The organism is Massilia cavernae, from assembly GCF_003590855.1.
Classification (GTDB): Bacteria; Pseudomonadota; Gammaproteobacteria; order Burkholderiales; family Burkholderiaceae_D; genus Telluria_A; species Telluria_A cavernae.
This window is the reverse complement of record NZ_QYUP01000127.1, coordinates 16,578-31,821: the sequence shown is the minus strand read 5'-3', so window position 1 is coordinate 31,821 and position 15,244 is coordinate 16,578. Positions and strand designations below refer to the sequence as shown.

The window sequence follows — 15,244 nt, the reverse complement described above, 5'->3', positions numbered from 1 at the left end:
ATCTGCGCAACTGGCGGCCTTCGGTTTCGTAGTGCCGCCAGGCAACTCCGCCCCAAACCCGCATAAGTAAATGAGGAAGCTGTTGTTTGGATTACGGCTGAGCCCCTTTAAGCTGGACGTCACTCTAGGGGCTCTCCATGTTGCTGACATACGTAATTTCCGGCTTTGCGGTCGGCCTGCTGGTCGGGATGACCGGCGTTGGCGGCGGTTCGCTGATGACGCCGCTCCTGACCCTGCTGTTCGGCGTGCCGCCGTCGGTCGCGGTCGGCACCGACCTCGCTTTCGCCTCCATCACCAAGGGCTTCGGCACCTTCACCCACCGCCTGCGCGGCACTGTCCACTGGGACATCGTCAAGCTGCTGTGCATCGGCGCCTTGCCCGCCGCACTGGTGGCCACGGCCGGCCTCAAGTACTTCGGCACCCTGACCCCCGAGATGGGCCAGCTCATCCGCTACTCGATCGCCGGATCGGTCCTGCTGACCGTCGTCGCCTTGCTGTTCAAGGGCAAGATGCTGGCGTGGATCAACGCCAGGCCGGGACGCCAGCTGAAGGGCAGGGCGCTGGCCACCGCCACCATCGTGTCCGGCGCCGTGCTCGGCATCCTGGTCACGGTTTCCTCGATCGGCGCCGGGGCCATCGGCGCGACCTTGCTGGTCATGCTCTATCCACGCCTCAGCTCGGCCGAAGTGGCCGGCACCGACATCGCCTACGCGGTGCCCCTGACCGCCATCGCCGCCGTCGGCCACTGGTGGCTGGGCTCGATTAACTGGACCCTGCTGTTCACGCTGCTGATCGGCTCCGTGCCGGGCATCACGCTCGGCTCCTGGATAGCGCGCGCGGTGCCGGAACGCTTCCTGCGCGCCCTGCTGGCCATGACCCTGACCGGCGTCGCCGCCAAGCTGATCTACTGAGGCGGCGCTGGCGCGCACGGGCCACAGACATGAATCGTCTATGCAAATGACATTTGCTTCGTTTGCTTTATGATCACTGCGTGAGACGATTGTTCCTTATCAGCACGATTACTGAACAAGAGGACGCCAAATGTCTGTACCCAACCTGAAGCCGCGCGCGGCGCCGTACCGGGTGATGCCCGGCTTCGGCCTGACGCTCGGCTTTACCATCCTTTACCTGGCGCTGATCGTCCTGATCCCGCTGTCGGCGGTATTCCTGAAGACCTTCACGATGACGTGGGAGGCATTCTGGAGCGCCGTCACATCCGAGCGGGTGATGGCATCCTACCGCCTGACCTTCGGCGCATCGCTGATCGGCGCCTTCATCAACGTCATCTTCGGCGGCATCGTCGCCTGGGTGCTGGTGCGCTACAGCTTCCCCGGCAAGCGCTTCATCGACGCGCTGGTCGATCTGCCGTTCGCACTGCCGACCGCGGTGGCGGGCATCACGCTGACCGCGCTGTACGCCAACAACGGCTGGATCGGCCAGTATCTCGACCCGCTCGGCATCAAGGTCGCCTTCTCGCCGCTGGGCGTGGTGGTGGCGCTGACCTTCATCGGCCTGCCGTTCGTGGTGCGCACCGTGCAGCCGGTGCTGGAGGAGGCCGAGCGCGAGCTCGAGGAAGCCGCCGCCAGCCTGGGCGCCTCGTCGTTCCAGACCTTCTCGCGCGTGGTCTTCCCGAGCATCGTGCCCGCGCTGCTGACCGGCTTCGCGCTCGCCTTTGCGCGCGCCACCGGCGAATACGGCTCGGTGATTTTCATCGCCGGCAACCTGCCGCTGGTGTCCGAGATCACGCCGCTGTTCATCATCACCAAGCTGGAACAGTACGACTACACCGGCGCGACCGCGATCGCGGTGGTGATGCTGGTGGTGTCCTTCCTCCTGCTGCTGGCGATTAACCTGCTGCAGGCATGGACCCGCAGAAGGGCAGGCAAGAAATGAGCGCCGTCCTCGACTCCAAACCGCAGGCGGCGCCGGTGCGCCGCGGCGAACTGCCGACCACGTCGAACGTGTTCGAACCGGCGTGGGTGCGTATCACCCTGATTTCCATCGCGCTGGTGTTCCTGACGCTGTTCCTGTTCGTGCCGCTGGTGGCTGTCTTCGTGCAGGCCTTCGCCAAGGGCTGGGAAGCCTACCGTGCCTCCATCGTCGACCCGGACGCCATTTCGGCCATCAAGCTGACCCTGATCGCCGCAGCCATCTCGGTGCCGCTGAACCTCGTGTTCGGCGTGTGCGCGGCGTGGTGCATCGCCAAGTTCGAATTCCGCGGCAAGAGTATCCTGCTGACCCTGATCGACCTGCCGTTCTCGGTGTCGCCGGTGATCGCGGGCCTGATCTACGTGCTGATGTTCGGCGCCGAAGGCTGGTTCGGCGCCTGGCTGATGGAGCACGACATCAAGATCCTGTTCGCGGTGCCCGGCATCGTCCTCGCCACCGTGTTCATCACCTTCCCGTTCGTGGCGCGCGAGCTGATCCCGCTGATGCAGGCGCAGGGCACCGAGGAAGAGGAAGCTGCGCTGGTGCTGGGCGCATCGGGCTGGAGCACCTTCTGGCGCGTGACGCTGCCCAACATCAAATGGGGCCTGCTGTACGGCGTGATCTTGTGTAACGCCCGCGCGATGGGCGAGTTCGGCGCGGTCTCGGTGGTGTCGGGCCACATCCGCGGCGAGACCAACACCATGCCGCTGCACGTCGAAATCCTTTACAACGAATACAACTTCGCGGCTGCTTTCGCGGTCGCCTCGCTGCTGGCATTGCTGGCGCTGGTGACCCTGGCAATCAAGTCCTTTGTCGAATGGCGTCTCCACGAGAGCATGTCGACCGACGCCGCAGCACGCAACCTGGAGCACTGACATGACGATCGAAGTCAACAACATCCGCAAGCAGTTCGGCCAATTCACCGCCCTCGACAACGTATCGCTGCAGTTCCCCGCGGGCGAACTGACCGCGCTGCTGGGACCTTCCGGCTGCGGCAAGACGACTCTGCTGCGCATTATCGCGGGCCTCGAGCATCCGGACTCGGGCCAGGTGCTGCTCGACGGCGAGGACGCCTCCGCGCGCCACGTGCGCGAGCGCCAGGTCGGCTTCGTGTTCCAGCATTACGCGTTGTTCAAGCACATGACCGTGTTCGAGAACGTCGCCTTCGGCCTGCGCGTCAAGCCGCGCAGCGAGCGCCCGAACGAGGAGCAGATCCGCCACAAGGTGCACCAGCTGCTGGACCTGGTGCAGCTGGACTGGCTGGGCGACCGCTATCCGCCGCAGCTGTCGGGCGGCCAGCGGCAGCGCATCGCGCTGGCGCGCGCACTCGCGGTCGAACCGCGCGTGCTGCTGCTGGACGAACCGTTCGGCGCGCTCGACGCCAAGGTGCGCAAGGAACTGCGCCGCTGGCTGCGCCGCCTGCATGACGAACTGCACGTCACCAGCATCTTCGTCACCCACGACCAGGAAGAAGCGCTGGAAGTGGCGGACCAAGTGGTGTTGATGAACAAGGGGAGGGTGGAACAGCTTGGCACGCCGGACTCGGTGTACAACAACCCGGCGTCGCCGTTCGTGTACAGCTTCCTGGGCAATGTGAACCTGTTCCACGGGCGTGTGCACGAAGGTGTGATGGCCAGCGGCGGCGTGAATTTCGATGTGCCGGACCATGCGGAAGTGCAGGACGGGAAAGGCATCGCCTATGTGCGGCCGCATGATCTCGATGTCGACCGCTACGTCGCGGGTGGGGAGGGCATTGTCGTCAAGCTGCGCCGCGCGCATGCGATCGGGCCGCTGGCGCAGCTGGACCTGGAGCGCGATGACAATGCGCAGCTGATCGAGGCGGTGATTCCGAACGAGCGCTTCGCGCAGCTGGGATTGAAGGAAGGGGAGACGCTGCTGGTCAGGCCGCGCCGGATGCAGGTGTTTGTGGACCAGGGCGCCGCGATTTAATCATCCGCGAAATATTCGCCGGGGACGCGTAGGGCGGATAAGCGCAAGCGCATCCGCCATTTGCATGCATCACGTAGACGCGTGCAATCGGCGGATGCGCTTGCGCTTATCCGCCCTACGTCTGATCGTTCATTGCCCCGGATTGGTGATCCGCGCATGGATCGCGTCGATCGCGTCCACCACATCCCTCGACAGCGTAAGCTGCGCCGCGTCGATGTTCTCTTTCAGCTGTTCCAGCGTCGTAGCGCCGATGATGGTCGATGCGACGAACCACCTCGAATAGCACCACGCAAGCGCCATCTGTGCCGGCGTCATGCCGTGGGCGCGCGCCAGCGCCGCGTATTCCTTCACGGCGTGCAGCACAGCTGGCCGCAGGTAGCGCGGACTCCAGGTCGGCGGGAAAATGGTCAGCCTGCCGTGTGCATGCGGGTTGTCCATGTACTTCCCGCTCAACTGCCCGAACGCCAGCGGGCTGTAGGCCAGCAGGCTGACGTACTCGCGCATGCAGGTCTCGTCCAGCAGGCTGGTCTCGAAGCCGCGCGCGGCCAGGTTGTACAGGTTCTGGATCGTGGCGATGCGCGGCAGGCCCTTGTTTTCGGCCTGCTTCACATATTCGCTGACGCCCCAGCAGCTTTCGTTCGATACGCCGATATAGCGGATCTTGCCCTCGTCGACCAGGCTGCCCAGCACGGCCAGCGTGTCTTCGATCGCCACGCTTGCTCGCTCATTGCCTGGATCGAAAGCGGTGGCGCCGAACACCGGCACGTTCCGGCTTGGCCAGTGCATCTGGTACAGGTCGATGTAGTCGGTCTGCAGCCGCTTCAGGCTCGATTCGACCGCGGCGCGGATATTCGCCGCATCGAGGTTGTTCTTGCCGTTGCGGATCCAGTGCATCGCGGCGTTCGGCCCCGCCACCTTGGTGGCCAGCACCACGCGGTCACGCTTGCCGGTCTTCTTCAGCCACGAGCCGATGAAGCGTTCGGTCGAGCCTTGCGTCGTTGGCCGCGGCATCACCGGGTACATCTCGGCTGTGTCGATGAAGTTGATGCCGCGCTCGAGCGCATAATCGAGCTGGCTGTGCGCCTGTTCTTCGGTGTTCTGCTCGCCGAAGGTCATGGTCCCCAGGCAGATCGGCGTCACCTCGAGCGTGCTGGCGCCCAGCTTCACGCGCTTCATTTTGGCTGGACTCCCTTGAGCGCCTTCGCGCAGTCGCGCACCAGCGCCGGGCCTGCGTAAATCAGGCCGCTGTACACCTGCACCAGCGATGCGCCGGCACGCATTTTTTCCTTCGCGTCCTCGCCGCGCATGATGCCGCCGACGCCGATGATCGGCACCGCGCCGCCCAGTTCGCGGTGCAATGCGCGTACCACGATATTCGATTGCTGGAACACCGGGGCGCCCGACAGGCCGCCCGCTTCGGTGCCGTGGTGTTCGCGCTCGACGTCGCGGCGGTCGGTGGTGGTGTTGGTGGCGATGACGCCGTCGATCTTGTGGCGCAGCAGTGCGTCGGCGATGTTCTTGATCTGTTCCCCGTCGATGTCCGGCGCGATCTTCAGCGTCAGCGGCACGTAGCGCTTGTGCTGGTCGGCCAGGCGCGCCTGCGCTTCCTTCAGCCGGGAGAGCAGGGTGTCGAGTTCGGACGCGTCCTGCAACTGGCGCAGGTTCTTGGTGTTCGGCGACGAAATGTTGACCGTGACGTAGCTGGCGTACGGGTAGACCTTTTCAAGGCAATGCAGGTAGTCGTCTGCCGCGCGCTCGATCGGCGTGTCGGCGTTCTTGCCGATGTTCAGTCCCAGCACGCCTTCCTTGTTCTGGTAGAAGCGCGAGGCCTGCACGTTGGCCACGAAAGCATCGACGCCGCCGTTGTTGAAGCCCATGCGGTTGATGATGGCCTGCTTGCGGGGCAGGCGGAACATGCGCGGCCTGGGATTGCCCGGCTGCGCGCGCGGCGTCACCGTGCCGATCTCGATGAAGCCGAAACCAAGGGCCGCCAGTCCGTCGATGTACCTGCCATCCTTGTCCAGGCCCGCCGCGAGGCCGACCGGATTGGGGAAGGTGATGCCCATGACCGTGCGCGGGTCGGGATCGGGCTTGCGGATGGCGCCGGCAAGGCCGAGCGAGGCGGCGGTGCGCAGTGCGGGCAGGGTCAGGTTGTGGGCCGACTCGGCGTCGAGTGCGAACAGCAGCGGGCGGGCCATTGCGTACAGCAGTTTTTGGGACATGGGGGTACTCAGCTTGAAACGGAACGGCATTTTACCCCGCGCCGTTACCCCGCGGCTACTTGCCGAGCAGTCCCCAGCTGCCGTTGATGCGCGCTTCGAGCGGGCGGAAATTGATCTTGTAGGCCATTTTGGGGCTTTGCTCGATCCAGTAGCCCAGGTAGACGTGGGGCAGGCCGAGCTCGCGCGCCTGGCCGATCTGCCACATGACGTTGTAGGTGCCGAAGGAGGCGCCCGGCACGTCCGGGTCGAAAAAGGTGTACACCGACGACAGACCGTCGGACAGCACGTCGATGATCGAAACCATGCGCAGCACGCCTTCCGGGTCGCGGAATTCGACCAGGCGGGTGTTGACCCGGCTTTGCAACAGGAACTGGGCGTACTGGTCGCGGCTGTCCTGGTCCATGCCGCCGCCGGGGTGGCGGGTGGTCTGGTAGCGCAGGTAGAGCGCGTAGTGTTCGTCCGAGAAGCTCAGGTTGGCGACGCTGGCCACCAGCGCGGAATGGCGCGCCCAGGCCCGGCGCTGGCCGCGGTTGGGCTTGAACTGGTCGGCCTTGACCCGCACCGGGATGCAGGCGTGGCAGCCGTCGCAATAGGGGCGGTAGGTGAAGATGCCGCTGCGGCGAAAACCGTTCTTGACGAGCTCGGAATAAACGTCGGCGTTGATCAGGTGGGAGGGGGTGGCGACCTGCGAGCGCGCGTGGCGCGCGTCGAGGTAGCTGCACGGATACGGCGCGGTGGTGTAGAACTGCAGCGTGGCGAAAGGCAAGTCGTTCAGGTGCGTCATGCTGTTTCTTTCCGGTGCCGTTGGATTTCCCGTCGTCCTATTGTAGCGAAAGTTTGCCGGTATTAGCGCGCGTCCGTCAAGGGCGGCGCCGGGGTCCACTGCTCGATCTCTGGCTGCCGGATCGCGGCCCGCAAATGCTCCAGGAAGGCGCTGCGCGGGATCGGCGCGGCGCCCAGCGAGGCCAGGTGGCCGGTTTCCTGCTGGCAGTCGATCATGCCCACGCCCTGGCTGCGCAGGAAGGCCACCAGGTAGGCCAGCGCGATCTTGGAGGCGTCGGTGACGTGGGCGAACATCGACTCGCCGTAGAACATGCGGCCGATGCAAACGCCGTAGGCGCCGCCAACCAGCTTGCCGTCGAGCCAGACTTCGGACGAGTGCGCGTAGCCGAGCGCGTGCAGGCCGGTGTAGCCGCTGATGATTTCCTCGGAGATCCAGGTGCCGGGCCCGTCGCGGCGCGGGGCGGCGCAGGCGCGCATCACGCGCTCGAAGGCGCAGTCGAAGCGGATCTGCCAGCGGCCGCCGTGCTGCATGCTGCGGTCGACGCGGCGCAATGTCTTGCGCATGCTGTCGCTGATACGGAAATTTTCGGTGCGCAGCACCATGCGCGGGTCGGTGCTCCACCACAGGATGGGCTGGCCTTCGGAAAACCACGGGAAGATGCCGTTGCGGTAGGCCGAAAGCAGGCGCTGCGGCGACAGGTCGGCGCCGGCGGCAAGCAGGCCCGGCGCGTCGATCGTCAAAGCCTCGGACACGTCGGGGAACGGCGTTGTCGTTTCAAGCCACGGAATCATGATTGCTGCTTTAACTGGCGTCGCTGGACATGCGCATCGAGCGCACGAGGTCACGGCTGTGGAAACCATAGCTTCCGCCCTCACGCATTTTGACGCGGTCGGCGAAGAACAGTTCCAGCGTGGTGCGTACAGTGGGGAAGGCCAGGTCGTCCCACGGAATTTCATCCTCGGCGAACAGCTGCACGTCCAGGCTCTCGATGCCGGGCGCGAAGTCCAGGTCGATCAGGCGGGCAAGGTAGAACAGGTGAACCTGATGAACCTGGGCAACGTTGAGCAAGGTGAACAGTTCGCCCAGCTCGACGTGGGCGCCGGCTTCCTCTTCGGTTTCACGCTGCGCGGCCTGCGCCGTGGTCTCTTCGTTCTCCATGAAGCCGGCGGGCAGGGTCCAGTAGCCGTAGCGCGGTTCGATCGCGCGCTTGCACAGCAGGACCTTCAGTTCGCCGTCGTTCTCCCACACCGGAATCGAGCCGACCACCAGTTTGGGATTTTGATAATGGATTGCCTCGCACTGCCCGCACACGTAGCGTGGCCGGTTGTCGCCCTCAGGAACGCGCAGGTCGACAGGATGGGCACACTCGGAACAAAATTTCATAGATCGCACAAAGAATAATATTTCGCTTACTTTACACCGATTGCGCCTGCCGTGCCGCTCGCACAAGGCTGTGTTGCCGGCCATGGTTCGATGCTATCGCGCATCTTGTTGGGATTAACATTGCCTAATTGGGCAAACGGCCGTATAATGATTGCATCAGACGCGGGGTGGAGCAGTCTGGCAGCTCGTCGGGCTCATAACCCGAAGGTCACAGGTTCAAATCCTGTCCCCGCAACCAAATTCTAAAGCCGTTGATCCTGGAAAGGGTCAGCGGCTTTTTCGATTTTGGGCGTTGGGTTCTTTTCTAAGCCGTGAGTAGGAAGCCGCTTGTGGGACTGGACTGCCCAGCCTAACGCTGGGAGGCGTTCGCGCCGAAATAGTAGCCAATGGCGGTCCCGGCCAACGTAATGATGGGTGCAAAAACGATTTGGAGTACCTGCACGAGGTTATCGACGTATTCCCTCGTTCCTCGGGTTAGCGGTAAGGTCCATAAATACGCAAATGCAAGAAAAATGATGGACGCGACGATCCAGACTAACCAGTACGCAACGTTGCGACGTGCCTTCTCCTGTTCCTTCTGATGGTTGTACTGCCTTGTCGGGATCGCGCTGACCGGCGGTGGCGATATAGGCGGAGAAGCGACGTCATGGCCCGTCGATACCTTCTTGGTCTCATGGTCATTCATGGGCCACCTATTGAAATTACTGGAAGAAGACTTGTTGAAGGTTCTGATTCTTGTCTTCGATCAGTAGGGTGTGCCCGTTTCTCTTGGCCTTATCGATAAAAATGAAATTGGCCAAGGCATCTCGCAGGATGTCGGCGGTGCTCACATTGCGGGAGGCGGCGAGTTGCTCGAGCACTTTAAAATCAGCTTCCCTCAATTCGACAGATGCTTTGTAAACCTTCGTATCCATGACTTACTCCTACAGAGCTTGGGCAATCGCTTCATTCAACGTATCAGGATTGGACAGCGAATTCAAGCGGATGTTCTGCGAGTGCGCGAGGATCTTGAATGAACCATGTCAGAGGCTTTGCATCAAGTAAATCAGGACTGTTCGTTGGGAGTATTCAGGCTTGCCCAGAGATGTGCCGCAGCCATCGTGCGGTGCGGTTTGTAACGCGCCAGCAGCGCTTCGGTGCGCGGCATGTCCGGCTTGCTGTCCTCGCCCAGCAGGCGCTGGAAGGCGGCGCGGATCGCGACGTCGCCGTGCAGCGAACAGTCGGGATAGCCGTAGCCGCGCAGCAACGCGTAATTGACGGTCCACGGGCCGATTCCTTTTACGGCTAGTAGCGAGGCCGACACGTGTTCGATGTCGTCGCTGCGTTCGAGCGACAGGGCGCCGTCGTCGACCAGCTGCGCGAGCCGCAGCAGGGTCTCGGCTTTCGAGCGCGAGAACTTCCGCGTCGTCAGGTCTTCCACCGACAGCTTCGCCACGTCGGCCGCTTCAGGGTAGCACCACAATCCGCTGGCGTGCTGGCGGCCTGCCTGCACGATGAAGGTGCGGCGCAGCGCGATCGCGAAGTTCAGGTTGATCTGCTGGCCGATGATGGCCCAGGTGAGCGCTTCGAAAATGGTGGCCGACTGCACGATGCGCAGGCCCGCATTGCGCTGCACGACAGGGCCCAGCAGTGGGTCGCCGGCAGACGCACGCAGGAAGGGTTCCGGATCGATGCGCAAGCCGAGAATGTTGAGCAGCGCATCGTCCAGCAGCTGCGACGCGCGCTGCGTGAGCGCGCCACCCGCGTCGATGTCGATCGTCGCGCGGCGTGGCGCCAGTGCGATGTCCAGCGCGACCGGAATATCGTCGAGAACGACGCCCTTGCGGATGCGGCCGGGCGCTACCTGTTCGGCCACGCCTTCGGCATCTCGGCCGTGGAAAGCCATGACGTCCGCGCTGCGGTAGCCTTCTGGAAGTTCGATCGATATCTGCTGCAAGGGCATGCCTTACTTGGTCTTGGGCGAGGGCGAAACGATAGCACGGCTCAGGAAGGCTGGCTTGAAGCCGGTGACCAGCGCCGTGCCGGTGATGACGATGGCCGCGCCGAGGATGGTGTGCCAGCCGACCACTTCGTCCAGGAACAGCGCGCCCCACAGGATGCCGAACAGGGGATTGAGGAAGGTGACCGTCAGCGCGGAAGTCGGACCGACGTCCTGGATCAGCTTGAAGTAGAGGACGTAAGCGATGCCGGTGCACATGAGGCCCAGTGCGAGCGCGGCGCCCATGATGCCGATGGTCGGCTCGGCCGGTGCGGGAAAGAACGGCAGCACCGGGATCACGAGCAGGGTGGCGGCCCACATGCTGCCGTGGGCATTGGCGAACGGCTCCACGCTTTTCGCCGTGCGCGCATAGGCGCTGGCGATGCTGTAGCAGATTGCCGCGACCAGCGCGGCGCAGATCGCGATGCCGGCGCCGGGGAGCGAGGTCACCTGGTCGAAACCGACCAGCAGCGCGACGCCCGCGGTGCCGAGGATCAGGCCCAGCGCGCTGCGCCCGGAGATGGCCTGGCGCGACCACAGCGCGCCGATCAGGGCGCCCCACATCGGCGCGGTGGCGTTCAGCACCGACAGCACCGAAGCGGACAGGGTGCGCGCGGCGTAGGCGAACAGCAGGAAGGGCAGGGCGGAGTTGAGCAGGCCAAGCACAAGGTAGTGCTTCCAGTTGGCGCGCAGGTCGAGGCGCTTGTGGAGGAAGAAGCCGACGATGGCGAGGAACACGGCGGCGAAGCCGACGCGGTATTCGATCAGCACGGCCGGTCCCAGCACTGGTGCGGCGATCCGCATGAACAGGAATGAGCTGCCCCAGATCGCGGCGAGCGTTACGAGGCGGAGCATGCTGGCAGTGTTCATCTTTGGGTGTCCCGTTTCTTGATGTTGTTATTGTCGGATGCCGGCCTGCGTCCGGAAAGCCGGTTCTTGCTTTTGAATTGGCTAGCGCGCGCAGACGTCCGATGTCGCCTCGCCGGCGCCGTCGGCATGCGCCATGCGCAGCTGCTGCGGCACGCCGTTCTTGACGGCGGTGAGTTCGGCCATGATCGAGATCGCGATTTCGGCCGGGGTCTTGCTGCCGATATAAAGGCCGATCGGGCCGTGCAGGCGTGCCAGCTGCTCGTCGTTGAGGTCGAATTCCCTGAGGCGTTCGCGCCGCTTGGCGTTGTTCATGCGCGAGCCGATCGCGCCGACGTAGAAGGCGTCCGACTTCAGCGCCTCCATTAGCGCGAGATCGTCCAGCTTGGGGTCGTGGGTGAGGGCGACGACCGCGCTGCGGACGTCGAGCCGCGATTCGATCACCAGGTCGTCGGGCATGCTGTGCACCAGCCGCACGCCAGGCAGCTGCCAGCCGGCGCGGTATTCTTCGCGCGGATCGCATACGGTAACGTGGTAGTCCATCGCCGTGGCCACCTGCGCCAGGAAGCGCGACAGCTGGCCGGCGCCGATGATGAGCAGGCGCCAGCGCGGGCCGTGGATGGTGGTGAGCACCCGGCCTTCTATGCGCTGCGCTGCGCCGGCTTGCGCGGTGTCGAGGGTGACTGCTCCGGTGTCGAGGTTGACGTTGCGGGCCACCAGTTCGTGCTGTTCCAGCCGCGCGAGCAGTTCCGCGATCTTGCTGGAGCCGGAGAGCGGTTCGATGGCCAGTTCGATGGTGCCGCCGCAGGGAAGTCCGAAGCGGTGGGCTTCGTCGGCGGTGATGCCATAGCTGACGATCTCGGGAGCGGTGCGGGTGATGCCCTGCTGGCGCACGCGGTCGATCAGGTCGTCCTCGATGCAACCGCCAGAAACCGAGCCGACCACGCAGCCGTCGTCGCAGATGGCCAGCGTGGCGCCGATCGGGCGCGGGCTGGAGCCCCAGGTCTTGATGACGGTGACAAGTTCAACGCGGTGCCCGGCGTCGATCCAGCGGGCGGCGGTCTTGAGGACTTCGAGGTCTATGCTGTCCATCGGGATCGAATATACTGAGCACTTAACAACAGTGCAGGTGGAAGATGACCAATGATACAAAAAAAGACGACGGCTCGCCGAAGTTCGGCCGTTTGTTGCTGGTGCTGGTTGGAACCGTCGCCATGCTGGGCGTGCTGACGTTTGTGATGGCGAAGTTTTTCCCGGATTTTCCGAGCTAGACCTGTACCGCTGAGCCGTCGTTTCCGGCATTGCCGGAAACGACTTCCGGGTGTTTTACGGCATCAGCGGCTGGCCCGCTGCCTTCTTCGCCTTGATGTCGGCCACGATCCTGTCGATCACCGCAACGCGGTAAGCCGTCGACGGGTGGTTCGCCACATACCCATTGAGCACCGTGGCCGGATGGGTCGACGCCAGCCGCTTCCAGAACGACGATGCGTCGTCGATCTTGTAGCCCGCGCGCGCCAGCATGTACAGGCTCAGTGCATCTGCCGCGGCATCGAGTTCCTGCGGCATCGGCTTGATGCCGCCACTGCCGATCAGCATCGAGGTATCCGGACGCACGCTCTTCAGGTTCTCGATGATCGAGCCGATGGTGCCGGCGTTGCGTTCCTTCGACGCGTGGTTCAGCGCATTGTGGGCCATGCCCTTGGCCATGACGTAGGCCAGTTCGTCGTCGTCATCGGCGAAGCTGATCATCCCGCGCGTGACCATTACGCGCTGCCCGTCCGCATACGAGTTCACATTGTCCGCGTTGCCAAGCTCGATGCCGAAGCTGCAGGCGCGGGTGACCGGCACCGACAGCTGCTTTTCCTTCGCGTCGCGCTCGATCCCGAACGCCACGGTGGACTGGTTGCGCACCAGCGCACCCAGTACCGAGCCGGCCGACGACACCGCGCGCTGGCCGGTCGGCAGCGGTTTGCCGCCTGCGGTGACAAGGCGGTCGCCCACGTTCAGCCCGGCCCTGGCGGCGCCGCTGCCGGCCAGTACGCCGGTCACCTGCATGCGCTCGCCCATGTCCAGCGCGAGGTGCGCCGCTTCGTTGTATTCGCCGGGGTAGAAGTAGCGGTTCTTGGCCGTGAAGCCGAGCAGGTTGCGCGCGTGGCTCTTGCACAGCTCCGTGTTCTTGATCAGCAGCGGCGCCGCCACGCGGTACAGGCGGTCCTGGAGCTGCGCCATTTTCGTCAGCGTCTGGGCTGCTGCCGCGATGCGCGGCGTAATGACAGGCCTGGCTTCCTCGGCCGGGCCTGCCGGCTGGGGCGCCGGCGTGACGGGCGCACTTGGCGCGATGGTCTGGCAGGCCGACAAAAGTACTGCGATTGATATGCCCAGTAATGCCGGGCAGCGACCGACGAGACGGGTCATGGCTATCCTCACTTATTATTGTTTGCCGGTGCTTCCAAAGCCTCCGGCACCGCGTTCACTCGCATCGAAATCGTCCACGACCTTGAAACCAACCTGCAGGACAGGCACGATGATCAGCTGCGCAAGGCGCTCCATCGGGTTCAGCGTAAAGGCAGCCTGGCCGCGGTTCCAGGTCGAGACCATCAGTTGACCCTGATAGTCGGAGTCAATCAAGCCTACCAGATTCCCCAGAACAATGCCGTTCTTGTGACCCATGCCGCTGCGCGGCAGGATCATGGCGGCATAGCCAGGATCGGCGACGTGGATCGCCAGGCCGGTCGGCACCAGGATGGTCTGGCCAGGCTCGATGGTGACCGGGTGGTCGAGGCAGGCGCGCAGGTCCAGCCCCGCGCTGCCGGGCGTCGCGTAGGCCGGCAGCTGGTCCTTCATGCGGGGGTCGAGGATCTTTACGTCGATGGTCTTCATGTATTTGCGTGTCTTCTTATTTGAGCAGGGAGCGCTGTTCGATGCGCTTTGCGATTTCTGAAATCAGCTGGCGCGCCAGCGTGAGCTTGTCGGCGCGGGGCAGCACGGTGTGGCCGCTCTCGTCGAACAGCACGATCGTGTTGTCATCCTGCCCGAAGGTATGGTGGCCGATATTGCCGACCAACAGGGGAATGCCTTTCTTCTCGCGTTTGATCGCGCCGTATTCGACCAGGTTTTCCGATTCGGCCGCGAAGCCGACGCAATAGGGCCAGCCCGAGATCGAGGTAGTGGCCGCCACCGACGCCAGGATGTCCGGGTTCTGCTCGAACTCGAGGCGGGGCGTGGCGCCGTCGTCCTGCTTTTTCATCTTCTGGTCGCTGGCATTGGTCACGCGCCAATCGGCCACCGCCGCCACGCCGACGAAGATGTGCTGGCCGCCGATGTGGTCCATCACCGCTTCGTGCATCTGGGCGGCGCTGCGCACGTCGATGCGGCGCACGCCGTGCGGCGTCGGCAGGGTGGTGGGGCCGGACACCAGGGTGACCTCGGCGCCCGCTTCGCGTGCGGCGCGGGCGATCGAGTAGCCCATTTTGCCGGACGAAAGGTTGGTGATGCCGCGCACCGGATCGATCGCCTCGAAGGTCGGACCGGCCGTCAGCAGCACGCGCTTGCCCGCCAATACCTTGGGCTGGAAGGAGGCGACCAGTTCTTCGAGCAGGTCGGACGGTTCGAGCATGCGGCCCAGGCCTACTTCGCCGCACGCCTGTTCGCCGGCCGCTGGGCCGAAGATGCACACGCCGTCGGCCAGCAACTGGGCGACGTTGCGCTGGGTGGCAGGGTTTTCCCACATCTCGACGTTCATCGCCGGCGCCACCAGCAGCGGCAGGCGGCGCGGCCGCGCCAGGCACAGGGTCGACAGCAGGTCGTCGCAGACGCCGTGCGCCAGCTTGCGGATGAAATCGGCGGAGCAGGGCGCGACCAGGATCGCGTCGGCGTCGCGGGTCAGGTCGATGTGGGCCATGTTGTTGGCCATGCGCGGGTCCCACTGGTCGGTGTACACGGTGCGGCCGGACAGCGCCTGCATCGTCACCGCGGTGATGAAGTGGGTGGCGGCGTCGGTCATCACGACCTGCACCGCCGCGCCTTCCTTCGTCAGCTCGCGGCACAGTTCCGCGGCCTTGTAGCAGGCTACCCCGCCGGACAGGCCGAGGACGATTTTCTTACCCTTCAGGTCCATCGTCATGTGACGCT

At 64.3% G+C, this 15,244-nt stretch carries 18 protein-coding genes and 1 tRNA gene; 6 read left to right on the top strand and 13 right to left on the bottom strand.

The genetic code is table 11. The features are described from left to right. The first annotated feature begins 137 nt into the window (after window positions 1-137). From D3872_RS17270 to D3872_RS17255, 4 genes are all read left to right on the top strand, one after another. Window positions 138-911: a sulfite exporter TauE/SafE family protein gene (locus tag D3872_RS17270; RefSeq protein WP_119811967.1), complete on the top strand. Its 774-nt coding sequence runs from the start codon at window positions 138-140 to the stop codon at window positions 909-911. Between the two features lie 130 nt (window positions 912-1,041). Beyond that, a complete protein-coding gene (gene cysT, locus D3872_RS17265) occupies window positions 1,042-1,893 on the top strand; it encodes a sulfate ABC transporter permease subunit CysT (RefSeq protein WP_229459379.1) in 852 nt (283 codons plus the stop codon). Beyond that, window positions 1,890-2,804 carry a sulfate ABC transporter permease subunit CysW gene (gene cysW, locus D3872_RS17260; protein ID WP_119811966.1) on the top strand — a complete coding sequence of 305 codons (915 nt, stop codon included), beginning with the start codon at window positions 1,890-1,892 and terminating at the stop codon, window positions 2,802-2,804. The genes cysT and cysW overlap by 4 nt, the downstream gene beginning before the upstream one ends. 1 nt (window position 2,805) lies before the next feature. After that, window positions 2,806-3,879: a sulfate/molybdate ABC transporter ATP-binding protein gene (locus D3872_RS17255; protein WP_119811965.1), complete on the top strand. Its 1,074-nt coding sequence runs from the start codon at window positions 2,806-2,808 to the stop codon at window positions 3,877-3,879. Window positions 3,880-4,008: 129 nt separating this feature from the next. On the opposite strand, the gene D3872_RS17250 is transcribed toward D3872_RS17255, so the two are convergent. The 5 genes from D3872_RS17250 to D3872_RS17230 all read right to left on the bottom strand — a co-directional run bounded on the left by D3872_RS17250 (window position 4,009) and on the right by D3872_RS17230 (window position 8,268). Continuing rightward, window positions 4,009-5,055, bottom strand: coding sequence for an aldo/keto reductase (locus D3872_RS17250; RefSeq protein WP_119811964.1), 1,047 nt, complete (start codon window positions 5,053-5,055; stop codon window positions 4,009-4,011). Further along, entirely contained in the window at window positions 5,052-6,101 is a 1,050-nt protein-coding gene (locus D3872_RS17245) for a quinone-dependent dihydroorotate dehydrogenase (RefSeq protein WP_119812002.1), read from the bottom strand. The genes D3872_RS17250 and D3872_RS17245 overlap by 4 nt, the downstream gene beginning before the upstream one ends. A gap of 55 nt (window positions 6,102-6,156) precedes the next feature. Further along, window positions 6,157-6,885, bottom strand: a complete 729-nt coding sequence (locus tag D3872_RS17240; protein WP_119811963.1) for an arginyltransferase — start codon at window positions 6,883-6,885, stop codon at window positions 6,157-6,159. A gap of 62 nt (window positions 6,886-6,947) precedes the next feature. After that, entirely contained in the window at window positions 6,948-7,676 is a 729-nt protein-coding gene (gene aat, locus D3872_RS17235; protein WP_119811962.1) for a leucyl/phenylalanyl-tRNA--protein transferase, read from the bottom strand. 10 nt (window positions 7,677-7,686) lie between these two features. Then, window positions 7,687-8,268, bottom strand: coding sequence for an NUDIX hydrolase (locus D3872_RS17230; RefSeq protein ID WP_119811961.1), 582 nt, complete (start codon window positions 8,266-8,268; stop codon window positions 7,687-7,689). 161 nt (window positions 8,269-8,429) lie between these two features. Between D3872_RS17230 and D3872_RS17225 the strand changes: the two genes are divergently transcribed. Beyond that, window positions 8,430-8,506: transfer RNA gene (locus tag D3872_RS17225), tRNA-Met, on the top strand. 111 nt (window positions 8,507-8,617) lie between these two features. Here the strand turns inward: D3872_RS17225 and D3872_RS17220 are convergent. The 5 genes from D3872_RS17220 to D3872_RS17200 form a co-directional block, all read right to left on the bottom strand. Continuing rightward, window positions 8,618-8,953 carry a hypothetical protein gene (locus D3872_RS17220; RefSeq protein WP_119811960.1) on the bottom strand — a complete coding sequence of 112 codons (336 nt, stop codon included), beginning with the start codon at window positions 8,951-8,953 and terminating at the stop codon, window positions 8,618-8,620. A 16-nt stretch (window positions 8,954-8,969) separates the two neighbouring features. Continuing rightward, a complete protein-coding gene (locus D3872_RS17215) occupies window positions 8,970-9,182 on the bottom strand; it encodes a ribbon-helix-helix protein, CopG family (protein ID WP_119811959.1) in 213 nt (70 codons plus the stop codon). 131 nt (window positions 9,183-9,313) lie between these two features. Next, window positions 9,314-10,210, bottom strand: coding sequence for a DNA-3-methyladenine glycosylase family protein (locus D3872_RS17210; protein WP_119811958.1), 897 nt, complete (start codon window positions 10,208-10,210; stop codon window positions 9,314-9,316). A gap of 3 nt (window positions 10,211-10,213) precedes the next feature. After that, window positions 10,214-11,116: a DMT family transporter gene (locus tag D3872_RS17205; RefSeq protein WP_229459378.1), complete on the bottom strand. Its 903-nt coding sequence runs from the start codon at window positions 11,114-11,116 to the stop codon at window positions 10,214-10,216. Window positions 11,117-11,197: 81 nt separating this feature from the next. Next, entirely contained in the window at window positions 11,198-12,205 is a 1,008-nt protein-coding gene (locus D3872_RS17200; RefSeq protein ID WP_119811957.1) for an XdhC family protein, read from the bottom strand. A gap of 44 nt (window positions 12,206-12,249) precedes the next feature. On the opposite strand from D3872_RS17200, the gene D3872_RS27110 reads away from it, so the two are divergent. Continuing rightward, window positions 12,250-12,384 carry a hypothetical protein gene (locus tag D3872_RS27110; protein ID WP_274381736.1) on the top strand — a complete coding sequence of 45 codons (135 nt, stop codon included), beginning with the start codon at window positions 12,250-12,252 and terminating at the stop codon, window positions 12,382-12,384. Window positions 12,385-12,439: 55 nt separating this feature from the next. Here D3872_RS27110 and D3872_RS17195 read toward each other — a convergent pair whose 3' ends face one another. The 3 genes from D3872_RS17195 to coaBC are packed head-to-tail and all read right to left on the bottom strand — an operon-like array spanning window position 12,440 to window position 15,230. Continuing rightward, entirely contained in the window at window positions 12,440-13,528 is a 1,089-nt protein-coding gene (locus D3872_RS17195; RefSeq protein WP_119811956.1) for a M48 family metallopeptidase, read from the bottom strand. Between the two features lie 15 nt (window positions 13,529-13,543). Continuing rightward, window positions 13,544-13,993, bottom strand: a complete 450-nt coding sequence (dut, locus tag D3872_RS17190; RefSeq protein ID WP_119811955.1) for a dUTP diphosphatase — start codon at window positions 13,991-13,993, stop codon at window positions 13,544-13,546. Window positions 13,994-14,009: 16 nt separating this feature from the next. Beyond that, window positions 14,010-15,230 (bottom strand): bifunctional phosphopantothenoylcysteine decarboxylase/phosphopantothenate--cysteine ligase CoaBC, encoded by a 1,221-nt coding sequence (gene coaBC, locus D3872_RS17185; RefSeq protein WP_119812000.1) that lies wholly within the window; start codon window positions 15,228-15,230, stop codon window positions 14,010-14,012. Window positions 15,231-15,244: the final 14 nt, after the last annotated feature.

What these genes read in the sequence shown, in the direction of transcription:
- D3872_RS17270 (WP_119811967.1), top strand. Translation starts at nt 138, where the DNA reads ATGTTGCTGACATACGTAATTTCCGGCTTTGCGGTCGGCCTGCTGGTC.
- cysT (WP_229459379.1), top strand. Translation starts at nt 1,042, where the DNA reads ATGTCTGTACCCAACCTGAAGCCGCGCGCGGCGCCGTACCGGGTGATG.
- cysW (WP_119811966.1), top strand. Translation starts at nt 1,890, where the DNA reads ATGAGCGCCGTCCTCGACTCCAAACCGCAGGCGGCGCCGGTGCGCCGC.
- D3872_RS17255 (WP_119811965.1), top strand. Translation starts at nt 2,806, where the DNA reads ATGACGATCGAAGTCAACAACATCCGCAAGCAGTTCGGCCAATTCACC.
- D3872_RS17250 (WP_119811964.1), bottom strand. Translation starts at nt 5,055, where the DNA reads ATGAAGCGCGTGAAGCTGGGCGCCAGCACGCTCGAGGTGACGCCGATC.
- D3872_RS17245 (WP_119812002.1), bottom strand. Translation starts at nt 6,101, where the DNA reads ATGTCCCAAAAACTGCTGTACGCAATGGCCCGCCCGCTGCTGTTCGCA.
- D3872_RS17240 (WP_119811963.1), bottom strand. Translation starts at nt 6,885, where the DNA reads ATGACGCACCTGAACGACTTGCCTTTCGCCACGCTGCAGTTCTACACC.
- aat (WP_119811962.1), bottom strand. Translation starts at nt 7,676, where the DNA reads ATGATTCCGTGGCTTGAAACGACAACGCCGTTCCCCGACGTGTCCGAG.
- D3872_RS17230 (WP_119811961.1), bottom strand. Translation starts at nt 8,268, where the DNA reads ATGAAATTTTGTTCCGAGTGTGCCCATCCTGTCGACCTGCGCGTTCCT.
- D3872_RS17220 (WP_119811960.1), bottom strand. Translation starts at nt 8,953, where the DNA reads ATGAATGACCATGAGACCAAGAAGGTATCGACGGGCCATGACGTCGCT.
- D3872_RS17215 (WP_119811959.1), bottom strand. Translation starts at nt 9,182, where the DNA reads ATGGATACGAAGGTTTACAAAGCATCTGTCGAATTGAGGGAAGCTGAT.
- D3872_RS17210 (WP_119811958.1), bottom strand. Translation starts at nt 10,210, where the DNA reads ATGCCCTTGCAGCAGATATCGATCGAACTTCCAGAAGGCTACCGCAGC.
- D3872_RS17205 (WP_229459378.1), bottom strand. Translation starts at nt 11,116, where the DNA reads ATGAACACTGCCAGCATGCTCCGCCTCGTAACGCTCGCCGCGATCTGG.
- D3872_RS17200 (WP_119811957.1), bottom strand. Translation starts at nt 12,205, where the DNA reads ATGGACAGCATAGACCTCGAAGTCCTCAAGACCGCCGCCCGCTGGATC.
- D3872_RS27110 (WP_274381736.1), top strand. Translation starts at nt 12,250, where the DNA reads ATGACCAATGATACAAAAAAAGACGACGGCTCGCCGAAGTTCGGCCGT.
- D3872_RS17195 (WP_119811956.1), bottom strand. Translation starts at nt 13,528, where the DNA reads ATGACCCGTCTCGTCGGTCGCTGCCCGGCATTACTGGGCATATCAATC.
- dut (WP_119811955.1), bottom strand. Translation starts at nt 13,993, where the DNA reads ATGAAGACCATCGACGTAAAGATCCTCGACCCCCGCATGAAGGACCAG.
- coaBC (WP_119812000.1), bottom strand. Translation starts at nt 15,230, where the DNA reads ATGGACCTGAAGGGTAAGAAAATCGTCCTCGGCCTGTCCGGCGGGGTA.